The organism is Mesorhizobium erdmanii USDA 3471 (genome assembly GCF_000472705.1).
In the GTDB taxonomy this organism is placed as follows: Bacteria; Pseudomonadota; Alphaproteobacteria; order Rhizobiales; family Rhizobiaceae; genus Mesorhizobium; species Mesorhizobium erdmanii.
On record NZ_AXAE01000008.1, the window covers coordinates 98472 to 112904 of the forward strand.

11 protein-coding genes are annotated in these 14433 nt (G+C 62.6%); 5 read left to right on the forward strand and 6 right to left on the reverse strand.

Features of this window, described 5'->3' with window-relative positions:
- Nucleotides 1–12: 12 nt before the first annotated feature.
- Nucleotides 13–1803 (forward strand): aspartate--tRNA ligase, encoded by a 1791-nt coding sequence (gene aspS / locus A3AU_RS0103030; protein ID WP_027051486.1) that lies wholly within the window; start codon nt 13–15, stop codon nt 1801–1803.
- 118 nt (nt 1804–1921) lie between these two features.
- Here the strand turns inward: aspS and A3AU_RS0103035 are convergent, their stop codons facing one another.
- A complete protein-coding gene (locus tag A3AU_RS0103035; protein ID WP_027051487.1) occupies nt 1922–3112 on the reverse strand; it encodes a hypothetical protein in 1191 nt (396 codons plus the stop codon).
- Nucleotides 3113–3450: 338 nt separating this feature from the next.
- Between A3AU_RS0103035 and parC the strand changes: the two genes are divergently transcribed.
- Nucleotides 3451–5703 (forward strand): DNA topoisomerase IV subunit A, encoded by a 2253-nt coding sequence (gene parC / locus A3AU_RS0103040; RefSeq protein ID WP_027051488.1) that lies wholly within the window; start codon nt 3451–3453, stop codon nt 5701–5703.
- 208 nt (nt 5704–5911) lie between these two features.
- Nucleotides 5912–7126: an AI-2E family transporter gene (locus A3AU_RS0103045; RefSeq protein WP_027051489.1), complete on the forward strand. Its 1215-nt coding sequence runs from the start codon at nt 5912–5914 to the stop codon at nt 7124–7126.
- A 17-nt stretch (nt 7127–7143) separates the two neighbouring features.
- On the opposite strand, the gene A3AU_RS0103050 is transcribed toward A3AU_RS0103045, so the two are convergent.
- The 3 genes from A3AU_RS0103050 to A3AU_RS0103060 all read right to left on the reverse strand — a co-directional run bounded on the left by A3AU_RS0103050 (nt 7144) and on the right by A3AU_RS0103060 (nt 9542).
- Nucleotides 7144–8040, reverse strand: coding sequence for a DMT family transporter (locus A3AU_RS0103050; RefSeq protein ID WP_027051490.1), 897 nt, complete (start codon nt 8038–8040; stop codon nt 7144–7146).
- Nucleotides 8041–8168: 128 nt separating this feature from the next.
- Nucleotides 8169–8933, reverse strand: a complete 765-nt coding sequence (locus tag A3AU_RS0103055) for an arginyltransferase (RefSeq protein ID WP_027051491.1) — start codon at nt 8931–8933, stop codon at nt 8169–8171.
- 138 nt (nt 8934–9071) lie between these two features.
- Complete coding sequence (locus A3AU_RS0103060) at nt 9072–9542, reverse strand: RDD family protein (protein ID WP_027051492.1); 471 nt, start codon at nt 9540–9542, stop codon at nt 9072–9074.
- 223 nt (nt 9543–9765) lie between these two features.
- Between A3AU_RS0103060 and sthA the strand changes: the two genes are divergently transcribed.
- Nucleotides 9766–11151: a Si-specific NAD(P)(+) transhydrogenase gene (sthA, locus tag A3AU_RS0103070; protein ID WP_027051493.1), complete on the forward strand. Its 1386-nt coding sequence runs from the start codon at nt 9766–9768 to the stop codon at nt 11149–11151.
- Between the two features lie 90 nt (nt 11152–11241).
- On the opposite strand, the gene A3AU_RS0103075 is transcribed toward sthA, so the two are convergent.
- Complete coding sequence (locus A3AU_RS0103075; RefSeq protein WP_027051494.1) at nt 11242–11901, reverse strand: alpha/beta hydrolase; 660 nt, start codon at nt 11899–11901, stop codon at nt 11242–11244.
- Nucleotides 11902–12103: 202 nt separating this feature from the next.
- Here A3AU_RS0103075 and A3AU_RS0103080 point away from each other — a divergent pair, with 202 nt between their 5' ends.
- On the forward strand, nt 12104–13318 hold the full coding sequence (locus A3AU_RS0103080; protein WP_027051495.1) for an OpgC family protein: 1215 nt from the start codon (nt 12104–12106) through the stop codon (nt 13316–13318).
- An 8-nt stretch (nt 13319–13326) separates the two neighbouring features.
- Here A3AU_RS0103080 and A3AU_RS0103085 read toward each other — a convergent pair whose 3' ends face one another.
- A complete protein-coding gene (locus tag A3AU_RS0103085; protein WP_027051496.1) occupies nt 13327–14403 on the reverse strand; it encodes a LacI family DNA-binding transcriptional regulator in 1077 nt (358 codons plus the stop codon).
- Nucleotides 14404–14433: the final 30 nt, after the last annotated feature.

Sequence of the window (14433 nt, forward strand, 5' to 3'; positions counted from 1 at the left end):
GTACCTATGACCATGCACCGTTACCGCAGCCATACCTGTGCCCAATTGCGCAAGAGCGACGTCGGCAATTCCGTTCGCCTGTCGGGCTGGGTACATCGCGTGCGCGACCATGGCGGCCTGCTCTTTATCGACCTGCGCGACCATTACGGCCTGACCCAGATCGTCGCCGACCCCGATTCGCCGGCCTTCAAGGTCGCCGAGACCGTGCGTGGCGAATGGGTCATCCGCGTCGACGGCGAAGTCAAGGCGCGCTTGCCCGAGACCACGAACGCCAACCTGCCGACCGGCGAGATCGAAATCTTCGCCCGTGAGATCGAGGTGCTGTCGGCGGCCAAGGAACTGCCGTTGCCGGTGTTCGGCGAGCCCGACTATCCAGAAGACATCAGGCTGAAGTATCGGTTCCTCGACCTGCGCCGGGACACGCTGCACAAAAACATCGTGGCGCGCACCAAGATCATCGCCGAGATGCGCAAGCGCATGACCGATGTCGGCTTCACCGAATTCTCGACGCCGATCCTCACCGCCTCGTCACCCGAAGGCGCACGCGACTTCCTGGTGCCGTCGCGCATTCATCCCGGCACCTTCTACGCGCTGCCGCAGGCGCCGCAGCAGTACAAGCAGTTGATCATGGTGTCGGGCTTCGATCGCTATTTCCAGATCGCGCCCTGCTTCCGCGACGAGGACCCGCGCGCCGACCGTCTGCCCGGCGAGTTCTACCAGCTCGACCTCGAAATGAGCTTCGTCGAGCAGGATGACGTCCTGTCGACCATGGAACCGGTGATGACCTCCGTTTTCGAGGCTTTCGCCAACGGCAAGCCCGTCGCCAAGGACTGGCCGCGGATCCCCTATGATGTCGCCATGCGCAAGTATGGTTCCGACAAGCCCGACCTGCGCAACCCGATCGAGATGCAGGCCGTCTCCGACCATTTCCGCGATTCCGGCTTCAAGGTCTTCGCCAACATCCTGGCCAACGACCCGAAGGCCGAGGTGTGGGGCATTCCGGCCAAGACCGGCGGCAGCCGCGCCTTCTGCGACCGCATGAATTCCTGGGCGCAGGGCGAGGGCCAACCGGGGCTTGGCTACATCTTCTGGCGCAAGGAAGGTGAAAAGCTCGAGGGCGCCGGCCCGCTTGCCAAGAACATTGGCGAGGAGCGCACCGAGGCCATCCGCCAGCAACTCGGCCTTGCCGATGGCGACGCCGCCTTCTTTGTCGCCGGCGATCCGAAGAAGTTCGTTTCCTTTGCCGGTGCCGCGCGCACGCGTGCCGGCGAGGAGCTGAACCTCGTCGACCGCGAACGCTTCGAGATGTGCTGGATTGTCGACTTCCCGTTCTTCGAATGGAACGAAGAGGAGAAGAAGATCGACTTTGCCCACAACCCGTTCTCGATGCCGCAAGGTGGCATCGACGCGCTGAACGGCGAGAATCCACTCGGCATCAAGGCGTTTCAATACGACGCCGTCTGCAATGGCTTCGAGATCGCCTCAGGCGGTATCCGCAACCACCTGCCAGAGACCATGGTCAAGGCTTTCGAAATGGTTGGCCTGGACAGTCAGACAGTCGAAGAACGATTCGGAGGGCTCTATCGCGCTTTCCAGTATGGCGCACCGCCGCATGGCGGGGCGGCATTCGGCATCGACCGCGTTGTGATGCTGCTGGTCGGCGCCAAGAACCTGCGCGAGATCACCATGTTCCCGATGAACCAGCAGGCTTATGATTTGTTGATGAACGCGCCCTCGGAAGCCTCGCCGCAGCAGCTTCGCGAACTGGCGCTGCGTGTCGCGCCGACCAAGAAGGACGCCTGATCGCGAGATGAAGGTGGCACTTTAAAGAGCCGTCCGAACCGATTCTTTCGATTCGATAATCCAAAAAAATAGCCCGGCAGCGATGCCGGGCTATTTTCGTGTCTTGAGATCGCTTCGATCAGTCCTCGTTGGCCTTGACGCTGACGCCGAGCGTCTTTGGCAGGTCGAGCGGGTTCGACATTGCGCCCGCCATGATCAGCGCGAACGGCACCGATGCCGGCGGTTCGGCCGAGATTTCGAGGCTCTTCGGATCGTCGAGATACTTGCTGACCGCCGCGGTCACCTGCGCTGTCAATTCCGGATTGTTGAGCTGCGCCATGCCGAACGGCACGATCGCCTTGGCCTGGTTGGCAATGTCCTTGGCCGACATGCCTTGCTGCTTGCCGACATAGTCCAGCACCTTGCCGGTCAGCGAATCGTCGTCGAAGCGGATCGAGGCGCTGTTGAACGACAGCTGCTGCAACAGACCGAGCATGGCCATGCCTTGTGCTGAATTGTCGGCGCCTGCAGGCTGAGCGGCCATCTTCTTCTGCATCTCCTGCAGCGACTTGATGAAGTCGACCGTGTAGCCGCCGAGGTCGAAGGTCATGCCGAGCGTGCCGGCATTCTCGACGGAGATGTCGTATTTCGACAGCTCCATCTTGCCGTCCGCCGGCTGCCAGTTGCCGGCCACTGCGAAATTGCCTGAGATGTTCTGGTAGCCGAGCGCGTCGATGACTTCCTTGGACTTCGGGTCGTCGACCAGCGACAGATCGGCCGAGAATTTCTCCGTATTGCCGGTGAATTCCATCGCCTTGCCGTCCGCCGGCGGCGTGATCTGGATGGCAAGCCCGTCCATCGAGAAGGCGGTCTTGTCGGCGACCTTGACCGTCATGTTGGAAAGTTCAGCCGACTTGTACATCATCAGTGAGCCCAGCGGGCCGGTGGAGCCGTCGGCCGGAACCGTCATGTCATGAATGACGAAGGGGCTGAGATTGAGCGTGACGCCGTCCTTGCTGTGTTCGAAGGCCGAGGTCGACACCGTGCCGATGTCGTAGCCGCCATTGGCTTCGGTGACGTTCTCGAGTTTCACGTCGCCGATGGTGAGGGCTTCCTTCTCCGCCGCCGGCTTGATGGCAACGCCCTGCAGCACCATGCTGGTGTTGTCGCCGGTGACGCCGGTCCACGAGATGTCGACGCCCTGGGCGGCAAGCGTCGCCTTTAGCCGGTCGGCGACAGCTGCGTCCTGGGCAAGGGCCGCGTTCAGCGGCAGGGTGAACAAGAAGGTCGAAAGAGCGAATTTCCGGAGAGTTGAGCGTTTGATTGTCATCGCGAGGTCCCTGAGAGTGTCCTGAAATTATTTTTCAATTCTTTGCGCCATCACCATTCCGTGACGAACTGGACGGGAAAAAGGCGTGTCCCGGCACAATGGTCGAAAATCGCGATGAAAGGCAAACCCGATCCAAACGCTATTGGAGAATGCAGTGAATTTGGCATGAAGGTCGGGCCGTAGAGCGGTGTCGTGCTTCGCAATAGATGTGGCGTGTAACAGATTGATGTTGGTCGGCAAGCTCGGCCTTGCTGTTTTCTGTTGCAGAATAGGCGTAAATCGACTGCTCCCGTGTGCGCCTCTTGCCGCGAATCACCCGCTCGGCTAGTCCCAGCCCCATGGGAAAAAGGCTTTTGCCGCCTGACGATGGCGGTGGCGATCACATCGAACCGGTCGATCTGAAGAAGGCGCTGGAAGAGCGCTATCTCGCCTATGCGCTGTCGACCATCATGCACCGCGCGCTGCCCGACGTTCGCGACGGATTGAAGCCGGTCCACCGCCGCATCATGCATGCCATGCGCCTGCTGCGCCTCAATCCCGACCAGGGCTTCGCCAAATGCGCCCGCATCGTCGGCGAGGTGATGGGCAAGTTCCATCCGCATGGCGACCAGTCGATCTATGACGCGCTGGTGCGGCTGGCGCAGGATTTTTCGATGCGCTATCCCTTGGTCGACGGGCAGGGAAATTTCGGCAACATCGACGGCGATAACGCCGCCGCCATGCGCTACACCGAAGCGCGCATGACCGACGTGGCGACCGAACTGCTCGCCGGCATCACCGAGGACGCCGTCGACTACCGGCCGACCTACAATGAAGAAGACGAGGAGCCGGTTGTGCTCCCCGGCGCTTTCCCGAATTTGCTTGCCAACGGCTCGTCCGGCATTGCGGTCGGCATGGCGACATCGATCCCGCCGCACAATGCGGCCGAACTCTGCGATGCCGCGCTGCACCTGATCGAGCATCGGGATGCGCCGGTGGCCAAGCTGATGGATTTCGTCCAGGGCCCGGATTTCCCCACTGGCGGCATCATTGTCGACAGCCGCGCCTCCATCCTCGAAGCCTATGAGACAGGGCGTGGCGGTTTCCGTGTCCGCTCGAAGTGGATCCAGGAGGATCAGGGCAGGGGCACCTGGAGCATCGTCGTCACCGAAATCCCTTATGGCGTGCAGAAGGCGCGGCTGATCGAGAAGATCGCCGAGCTCCTGATGGCGCGCAAGCTCCCGCTGCTCGAGGACATCAGGGACGAAAGCGCGGAGGACATCCGCGTCGTGCTGGTGCCGAAGAGCCGTTCGGTCGACCCGGGCATCCTGATGGAATCGCTGTTCAAGCTCACCGAGCTCGAAAGCCGCTTTCCGCTCAACATGAACGTGCTGTCGCGCGGCAAGGTGCCCAATGTGCTGTCGCTGAAGGGCGTGCTGCAGGAATGGCTGGACCATCGCCGCGACGTTCTGATCCGCCGCTCGAAACATCGCCTCGGCGAGATCGAAAGACGGCTGGAGATCCTTGCCGGCTACCTGATCGCCTATCTCAACATCGACGAGGTGATCAAGATCATCCGCGAGGAGGATGAGCCCAAGCAGGTGATGATGGCCCGCTGGTCGCTCACCGACACCCAGGCCGAAGCCATCCTCAACATGCGCCTGCGCGCTTTGCGCAAACTGGAAGAATTCGAGATCCGCAAGGAATTCGACGGCCTCACCACCGAGAAAAAGCAGATCGAGGCGCTGCTGGCATCCGATGCCAAGCAGTGGGCGACGATCAAGTGGGAAGTCACCAGCATCCGCGACAAATTCGGTCGGGAGACGGAACTCGGCAAGCGCCGCACCCAGTTCGCCGATGCGCCCGAGCACGACCTGACCGATATCGCCCACGCCATGATCGAGCGCGAGCCGGTCACCGTTGTCGTTTCGGAAAAAGGCTGGCTACGGGCGATGAAGGGGCATCTGGCCGATCTCTCGACGCTGACCTTCAAGGAAGGCGACAGCCTCAAGCTCGCCTTCCATGCCCAGACCACCGACAAGGTGCTGGTCTTCACCACCGGCGGCAAGTTCTACACAATCGGCGCCGACCGGTTACCGGGCGGGCGCGGCCACGGCGAGCCGATCCGTATCATCGTCGACATGGACAACGATCAGGACATCGTCACAGCCTTCGTCCACGATCCCAAGCGCAAGCTGCTGCTGGCCTCATATGACGCCAACGGCTTCATCGTGCAGGAAGAGGAAGTCGTCGCCAACACCCGCAAGGGCAAGCAGGTGATGAACGTCAAGGCGCCGGACGAAGCCAAGCGCTGCATCCCGGTCAGTGGCGATCACCTCGCCATCGTCGGTGAGAACCGGAAAATGCTGGTGTTCGCGCTCTCCGAAATTCCGGAGATGAGCCGCGGCAAGGGCGTGCGGCTGCAGAAATACAAGGATGGCGGCCTGCTCGATCTCAAGCCGTTCACGCTGGAAACGGGCCTGTCCTGGCAGGATTCGGCAGACCGCACCTTCACCAGGTCGCGCGAGGAACTCGCTGAATGGATAGGCGCCCGAGCGTCTGCCGGGCGCATGGTGCCGAAGGGTTTCCCGAGGACGGGCAAATTTGGGTAGCGCCTGATCTCCCCTTTGGGGAGATGTCGCCAAAGCGACAGGGGGACCGGGTCGACCGGACGCGACGTCCTGCTTTGAGCAGAACAGGCTGGCGCCTTATGTCCGGCGCCCCCCTCTGGCCTGCCGGCCCCAATCATTTGGAGTATCGTCACGATTGCTGCACTATATCGGTGCATAAAGGGGAAGGGTGTTTGGGAGAGACGGGCGTTTGAAGGAATCCAGGATCCAGAAACCGGAACGGCAGCAGCGCCTGTTCGGCCTGTCGACGCCGCTGCAGTCGGCTGTAATTCCGCCCTTGTCGGCGGCGCGCTGGCTCCTGGTGCTGATCGTCGCCGCCGGCGTCTATTTCTTCCACGGCTTTCTGTTCCCGGTGCTCGCCGCGCTGGTCATCGCTTTCGCCAGCTGGCCGCTTTACACGCGGCTGCTGGCTGGCGTCGGCGGCAACCGAACCGTCGCCGCCACTTTCGCCATCCTGTTCATCCTCGCCTTTCTGGTGATACCGATCGCGCTTGCCGGCACCTACGCCATCAACGAGGTGCGCGAGTGGGTGGCGTGGGCGATCGAGACCAACCGGCATGGTGCGGTGACGCCGCACTGGATAGCGACCATGCCTGTCATCGGCGATTGGCTGAATGAGCAATGGACGACCAATTTCGGGCATCCCGGCGGCATTGGTGAACTGATCCAGCTGGTCAGCGGCGCCAATATCGGCAGCATCTATCGCGGCGCGCTCGCCGCCGGCGGCAGTGCCTTCAGCCTGTTCCTGACGCTGCTGTTCATGATGATCGCCCTGTTCTTCGCCTATCGCGATGGCGAGCATTTCGCCGGCCAGATCGACCGGCTCGGCGAACGCATCCTGCCGACGCGGTGGGAGCGGATTTCGCGCGTCGTGCCGGCGACGATTTCCTCGACGGTGACCGGCATGACGGTCATCGCCATTGGCGAAGGGCTGGTGCTGGGCATCGCCTACTGGCTGGCCGGCGTGCCGTCGCCGGTGACGCTCGGCGCGCTGACCGGTGTCATGGCGCTCATCCCCGGCGGCGCACCATTGTCGTTCACCCTTGTCTCGATTTACCTCGCTGCAAGCGGCTCACCCATGGCCGGTCTGGCGCTGTTCATATGGGGCACGGTCGAGCTGTTCATCGTCGACAAGACGCTGCGCCCGAAGCTTGTCGGTGGACCGATAAAATTGCCTTTCCTACCGACCTTTTTCGGTCTGATCGGCGGCGTCAAGACCATGGGTTTCCTTGGTCTGTTCATCGGCCCGGTGCTGATGGCGCTGCTGGTTGCCATCTGGCGCGAGTGGCTGCGCGAGGTGGAGCTGTCCGACGAGACCGCCGCCGGCTCGGCGACCGAGATCGAGGCCGGTCCGCAGATCGACGTCCTCCCGGAACCTGGCGTGGCGAAGAAGGCCAGCGCCTGATCCCGAAGCCGTCACGCCTAAACCGGATGGTGCACCGCAAGATCCGGCCGCCGCTTGCGCCCGTCATGCAACTGCCAGAGCGAATGGGCGACCAGCGTGACGATCAGGATCGCGCCGCCGATCAGGCTGTTGCGGGTCGGTGTCTCGGCGAAGATCATCCATACCCAGACCGGTGCCAGCACGGTTTCGAGCAGGTAGAACATCGCCACTTCCGGCCCTGAAATGTATTTCGGCCCGGCGGCAAGGCAGAAGAACGAGATCGGCATGATGACGGCGCCGTTGAAGATGATCCACCAGGGCGCATTCACGTGAAAGCCTTCGCCCGACACCATGAAGGCGGCCAGGGCCATCGGCAGGAGGACGCCGACCAGCGAGGTGAATCCCATGTCCTTGCCGCTGGCGCGCGAGATGGTGATGGCCACGGCGATGAAGAAGGCCGAGCACAGCGCCATGAAGTCGCCGAACAGCTTGCCGGTGCCGACTGACCCGCCGACAATGACCAGCACGCCGAGAATCATGATCAGCATCGCCACGATGGTCACCATCCGGGGCTTCTCGCGCAGGAATATCCAGGACAACAGCCCTGCGAACACCGTGTTGAAGGCCAGGATGAACACGAGATCGGCGGTCGAGGTGTGATAGACGGCGGTGACGAAGGTGATCCCGGTCAGCCCATAGCAGATCGCCACGATCAGGCCGGACCAGCCCGGAATAAGCTGTGGAGCGTTTCGGTCCAGAGCCCGCCAGATCGACCAGATGACCATGGCCGCGACGAATGTGGTGCCGGTGCGCAGCAGCATGATCGTCCATGCGCCGCCGTCGGCAAGTCGGATCAAAGGTATGTCGACAGTCAGCGTCAGTCCGCCGATAGCGGTTATCAAAAGGCCCTTCTGGTGATCATGGTGAGAGGACATGCAGGAGCTTTCGCAATGAAATGCAGGCCGACGGCTGGTCGGTGCGATGGCGCACTCTCTCCAGCCAACCGGCTGAAAGACCAGCATCTCCTGCCTTGAAACAGTTTAAGCGTGGATGATGGAAAAACTCAGCGTGAAACCGCTTCGTTGGTGTAGCGTTCCCAACCCTTGGGGCCGAGATGCTCCTGCGGCATGAAGCGCATCTTATAATTCATCTTGCGCGAGCCGTTGACCCAGTAGCCGAGGTAGACATGGGGCAGGCCCATCGCCCGGGCGCGGGCGATGTGATCGAGGATCATGAACGTGCCGAGCGAACGCTCCTCGAAATCGGGATTGAAGTAGGAATACACCATCGACAGGCCGTCGGCCATCTTGTCGGTGAGTGCAACCGCGATGAGCTCACCCTGACCCTTGCCGGTTATGAAGGTATCAGGCCCGCGCCGCCGGTATTCGATCACCTTGGTGTCGACATGGGTGTCCTCGACCATCATGGCGTAGTCGAGCACCGTCATGTCGGACATGCCGCCGCGGCGGTGGCGGGCATCGAGATAGCCGCGGAACAGCGAATATTGTTCGGTCGAGGGCTCGGCATTGTGCATGGCGCCGACGAGGTCGGAATTATGCTGCAGCACGCGCTTCATGTTGCGGCTGGGGGCGAACTCCTGGGCGAGGATGCGTACCGAGACGCAGGCGCGGCAGGTCTCGCAGGCCGGCCTGTAGGCGATGTTCTGCGACCGCCGGAAGCCGCCTTGCGTCAACAGGTCGTTCATCTCCGACGCCTTGTCGCCGACCAGATGCGTGAACACCTTGCGCTCGAACTGGCCGTCGAGATAGGGACACGGCGACGGGGCGGTCAGGAAGAATTGCGGCGACTGGGTTGGATGCTGCGTCATCGAGTCTGGGAAACGCTCCTGCGAATCGTCTTACCTTTGGCCCGACCGGCGAAAAATTCAACAGGATTGTGAAGGCGCACGCGATCGAGCCCCTTCACATTTGCACCAATGCGGCTATGGCGCCTCGTGGAAACGCCGTCAACGGCCGGTGCGGCTGACCACCGTGCCAAGCAGAAGGTCGTGCAGCGTCCGCTTGCGGTCCGAGAACAAGGTCACCAGCAGGACCAGCGGTGACAGGATGACATTGCCGGCCCAAAACAGCACGGAATGGACGACCGCGGTCAGGCCGTCGATCGGCCTGCCGTCGAGGCGGTCGAGGCGGATGCCCATCATCTTCATGCCCGTGGTGGCCTGGTCGGCGCTGCCCAACGTATTCCAGATGTAGAGGATGGCAACGGCCGGCACCAGGACGCCAAACAGCATCCAGCCCACGCCGAGCGTCAAGAGCCCGAGGAAGAAGACCAGTATGGCGAAGGGAATGGTGAGCAGCGCGACGATGATGTAGTCGAGCACGAAGGCCAGGATGCGCCTCGTGCGCACGCCTTCATAGGCCCTGACATCGTCGAGCCGGGTATTCATGATTTCACCGTCGAGAACGCGCGCGTTCATGTCATTTCCTCGTAACAAGGCCCGACATAGGGTGCGGACCGCTCGACAATGAAATGGTGAAGACCCATGTCGGAATCAAGGTCGTCCGGATCAAGGTCGGGCTTTCCGAAGCGCAACGACCGAGCGACACGGGACACGATCCGAATCGGTTGAATTTGCCGTGCGGATGGCATTAGCTTGCTGCGGCGCAACAAAGCGCTCAGGGGCAGAGGGACGGGGCAATATGGACTACGACATGCTGGTCATCGGCAGCGGCCCTTCCGGTCGCCGCGCCGCGGTGCAGTCGGCCAAGCTCGGCAAATCGGTGCTGGTGGTCGATCGTGGTCGGCGCCTCGGTGGCGTTTCCGTGCACACCGGCACCATCCCTTCGAAGACGCTGCGTGAAACCGTACTCAATCTTTCGGGCTGGCGCGAGCGCGGCTTTTATGGACGCGGCTACAGGGTCAAGCAGGACATCTCCGTCGGCGACCTGATCGAGCGTCTGCACAAGACGCTCGATCACGAGGTCGAGGTGCTGCAGCACCAGTTCATGCGCAATTCCGTCAAGAATGCCCGTGCCTCGGTAAAATTCATCGGCCCCAACAAGGTCAGCCTGACATCGGATAATGGCGATTACAGCGAAGTCGGCTTCGCCAACGCGCTTATAGCGGTCGGTACCAGGCCACACCGGCCGCGCGACGTGCCTTTCGACAAGATCCGCGTCTTCGACAGCGACGAGATGCTCGAGCTCGACCGCCTGCCGCGCACGCTCACCGTCATCGGTGCCGGCGTCATCGGCGTCGAATACGCCACGATCTTTTCCGCGCTCGACGTGCCGGTGACGCTGGTCGAGCCGCGCAATTCCATCCTCGATTTCGTCGACCGCGAGATCGTCGACGACTTCATCCACCAGATGCGTGATCGCGGCATGACGATAAGGCTGGGCAGCGCGGTGAAGGAAATCCGCTCCAAGCCCGAGGCCGCCGAGGTGGAGCTGGCCGATGGCCGCACCATCCGCTCGGAGGTCGTGCTCTACGCCGCCGGCCGCACCGGCAATGTCGGTAGCCTCGGCCTCGACGTGGTCGGCATTGAGGCGGACTCCCGAGGCCGCATCAAGGTCGACCCGCAGACCTTCCAGACCAGCGCGCCCAATATCTACGCCGCCGGCGACGTCATCGGCTTTCCCAGCCTTGCCTCGACCTCGATGGAGCAGGGCAGGGTGGCAGCCTGCCACGCCTTTGGCGTGGCGCTGCCGCCGCCGCCGGAAACCTTCCCTTATGGCATCTATGCGGTGCCCGAAATCTCCACCGTGGGCCTGTCCGAGGAGCAGGTGCGCGAGAGCGGCGCAGCCTATGAGGTCGGCGTCGCGCGCTTCCGCGAGACGTCGCGCGGCCACATCATGGGCGTCAACACGGGATTCCTGAAGCTGTTGTTCTCGATCGAGACTCGGCGCCTGCTCGGCGCGCACATCGTCGGCGAGGGCGCTACCGAATTGATCCACATCGGCCAGGCGGTCATCAACCTTGGCGGCACCGTCGACTTCTTCGTCAACAACACCTTCAACTACCCGACGTTGGCGGAAGCCTACAAGATCGCTGGCCTCGACGCCTGGAACAGGATGGGACGATAGGGCCTCAGCATCCGCGCTCCTTGCCTGTGCAGAGGCACGGACCGCAGCCGTTTCAGACCGAGACAGCGGTCGGTTCGAAGGCCGGTCCGCCTAGGCCACGTCAGCCGACCCCGCCAGCCATTGCCTGACGATAGCGGCGTCGGGATCGCCAATTTCATGGCCCGATGCAATGATCCGGGCGTCGATCTCGGCGCCGTGCCGGCTGAGCAGCGTCACCAGCGCCGGCGCGAAGGGGCCGTAGGTCTCGTCCGTAGCGCCGGCGATGATCAGCGTCCGTGTTCGCGCGAGGTCGGTCGCGGGCACCTGGTCGAGCACGGGCATTGGCCTCAGCAGCACCGCCCGGCGGACGATGCCGGGATGAAGCAGCATCAGGCTGGAGACCAGGTTAGCGCCGTTCGAATAGCCGAGGAATGTTGTCTGATCGAGATCGAGCCCATGGCGCTTGGCGGCTTCGCTAGCGAATGCCGCGAAAGCGGCGGTTTCGACGAGGATGCTCTGCTGTTCGAAGCGCGTCGGGCTTATCCGCTCGAACCAGCGAAAACCGTCCTCCTGGGGAATACGGCCACGCGCCGCGACCAACTTGGCACCAGGCGCGATCCGTCTTGCCAGCGGCACCAAAGTGCTCTCGTCGACCCCCGATCCATGCAGCAGGAACAGGCATTCATGGCTGTCCTTGCCGGCGCTCATAAAGCGATAGGGAAAGGCCAGATCGGTAAGCAGCGGGCTGTTTTCGAAGCGATCGCCAGTCATCTCGCATCCTCTTGATTATATGAGGTTCTGCTCACTTTGCCGGCTTCAAAACGCAATATTTTCGTGCTCCGCGAAAGTTGATTGAACCAGGCGCATTCCAGCCCGTTTCTGCGCCGATATACTCCCGTATGGGAGGAATCGAAGCGGTGCGCCGGGGGTGGCATTGCCGGACATGAACAATCAGCTTTGAGGCCTTTTGTCGATGACTACCCCTGTTTTGTCAGACCGCGATGTGCGTGTCCCGGATCGCAATGTGCGTATCCCGGACCGCGACACGCGTATCGATGTATTGCGCGCATTGGCGCTGCTGACCATTTTCATCGATCATGTGCCGGGCACCGCCTTCGAGACCCTGACCTACAAGAATTTCGGTTTCTCCGACGCCGCCGAGGCATTCGTGCTGATTTCGGGTATCTCGGTGGCGCTCGCCTACGGCACCAAGTTCCGGCCGGGCGGCAGGCTGCTGGCCACATTGAAGATGTGGCGACGGGCAGGGATGCTCTACGTTGCCCATATCGTCACGACGATGGTGGTGATCGCCTTGTTCTGCACCGTGGCGGTGTTTACCAAGCGGCCGGACCTGCTGAAACTGATCAACATCGAGCCGTTGATGAGGAACACGCCGGAAGTGCTGGTCGGCATCGTCACGCTCGGCCATCAGCTCGGCTACAACAACATCCTGCCGGTCTATGCCGCGCTGCTGCTGATGGCGCCGGCCTTCGTCCTGTTGATCAGCTACCGTCCCGTCGCGGCGCTTGTCGCGTCCGCTGTGCTGTGGCTTGTCGCCGGCATCTGGCAGATCGCCCCGCCGAATTATCCCGAGCCAGGATTCTGGTTCCTGAATCCTCTGTCCTGGCAGTTCCTGTTCAATATCGGCGTCGCCGCCATGCTGCATGTCAGGCGCGGCGGCGTCATTCCGGTCAACCGGTGGTTGGTCGGCTCAGCGGTCGCCTATGTGGTGACGGCATCGGTCTGGGTGCACAGTCCGCTCTGGGGACAGATCACGTGGTTCAAGCTGCCGGTGGTGATCGGCGGTTTCGACAAGACGTTCCTGTCGCTGCCGCGGCTGCTGCATATCCTGGCGGTCAGCTACCTCTTCGTCGCCTTGCCGGCGCTGTCGAACCTGTTTCGCACCAGCCCCGACCATCCGCTGGCGATACTGGGCAAACGCTCGCTGCCGGTGTTCATCGCGGGCACGGTGATCGCCATGGTCGCGCAGGTGATGAAGCTGATCAATCCGGGCGGGCTTGCCTATGACGGCCTGCTGCTGTCGGCCGGCATCGCCATGCAGTTCGCGCTGGCCTTCTATCTCGAGTGGCTGTCGACCATCGGCGGCTCGGGCAAGGTCCGCACGACGCCAAAGGATATCATGCCGGTCTCTCTCGGCATCTCCGCCGTGGCAAGGGCCAATCGCTGACAGGCGGTTCAGCCGCGCGGTGCGGCCGACGAGGCGCGCACGATCAATTCGACCGGCAGCAACTGCCGGCTGACCTTGCCGTCGCTCTCCAGGATCGCCTTGACGGCAAGGCGGCCCATCTCGGCTATCGGCTGGGCGATCGTGGTCAAGGGCGGCTCGGACACGATTGCTTCCGGCACGCCGTCGAACCCGACAACGGAAACATCGTTGGGGACGTTGAGCTTGCGCGCGCTCAGCCATTCGAGCGTCACCAGGGCTATTTTGTCCGACATCGCCAGTATGGCCGTGGGCGGCTCCTTGGCCGCGAAGATTGTTTCGAGCCCCGCTTTCGTGCTCGCCGCATCGTTGGCGGTCTCGTAGACGGGCACTCTGGACGTGTCGACACCGACGCGCGAAAGCTCCTGGAAGTAGCCGGTGAGCCGGTCGCGTGTACCCGCATAGGTCGCGGTGCGAACCTGCTCGGGTGAAACGAGGCCCGTGCTGCCGTCGGCAAAAGACAGCGCCAGAACGGCAAAGCGGCGATGTCCGAGACCCGTGAGATGGCGGGCTGCCAGGCTGGCGCCGGCGACGTTATCGACGCCGATCGCGGCGACCGCTCCATCTTGGGAGTCCAGGTCTAGGGCCACGAAGGGCAGCTTGCGCTCACGCGCCAGTTCCACCAGGCGCGAACCGCCTTCGATGCAGAAGACGATGAAGCCGTCGACCAGGGCGCTCTGGATGTTCCAGGCAAGCTGTTCGTTGTTGGCGGCCGAGACCAGGGAGATACCGGCTCCCGTGGCGTCGCAGGCCTGCGAGATGCTCGCCATCATGACCCGCGCGAAGGGATCGTCGAAAAAGTAGGAGAGGGGCTCGGCGGTGGCGACGCCGATGGCGTTGACCTTGCCGGCTCGCAACAAGCGACCCTTGGGGTCCGGCCCGCCATAGCCCATCGCCTCGGCCGCGGCCTTGACCCGTTCGCGGACCTCGTCGCGCACGATCTCGGGACGGCTGAAGACATTGGATGCGGTGCCATGCGAAACCCCGGCGGCCTTGGCGATATCAGCCAGACGGACGGGTCTTCGATTGCCTGCGGTGAGTGACGCCATTGTGCGTGCCTCCTGACATGCATTTAGCAC

Bases quoted from the DNA above. Each gene is read 5' to 3' on its own strand.
- sthA (WP_027051493.1), top strand. From the start codon at position 9,766: ATGGACTACGACATGCTGGTCATCGGCAGCGGCCCTTCCGGTCGCCGC.
- A3AU_RS0103035 (WP_027051487.1), bottom strand. From the start codon at position 3,112: ATGACAATCAAACGCTCAACTCTCCGGAAATTCGCTCTTTCGACCTTC.
- A3AU_RS0103085 (WP_027051496.1), bottom strand. From the start codon at position 14,403: ATGGCGTCACTCACCGCAGGCAATCGAAGACCCGTCCGTCTGGCTGAT.
- A3AU_RS0103075 (WP_027051494.1), bottom strand. From the start codon at position 11,901: ATGACTGGCGATCGCTTCGAAAACAGCCCGCTGCTTACCGATCTGGCC.
- A3AU_RS0103060 (WP_027051492.1), bottom strand. From the start codon at position 9,542: ATGAACGCGCGCGTTCTCGACGGTGAAATCATGAATACCCGGCTCGAC.
- A3AU_RS0103055 (WP_027051491.1), bottom strand. From the start codon at position 8,933: ATGACGCAGCATCCAACCCAGTCGCCGCAATTCTTCCTGACCGCCCCG.
- A3AU_RS0103050 (WP_027051490.1), bottom strand. From the start codon at position 8,040: ATGTCCTCTCACCATGATCACCAGAAGGGCCTTTTGATAACCGCTATC.
- aspS (WP_027051486.1), top strand. From the start codon at position 13: ATGCACCGTTACCGCAGCCATACCTGTGCCCAATTGCGCAAGAGCGAC.
- parC (WP_027051488.1), top strand. From the start codon at position 3,451: ATGGGAAAAAGGCTTTTGCCGCCTGACGATGGCGGTGGCGATCACATC.
- A3AU_RS0103080 (WP_027051495.1), top strand. From the start codon at position 12,104: ATGACTACCCCTGTTTTGTCAGACCGCGATGTGCGTGTCCCGGATCGC.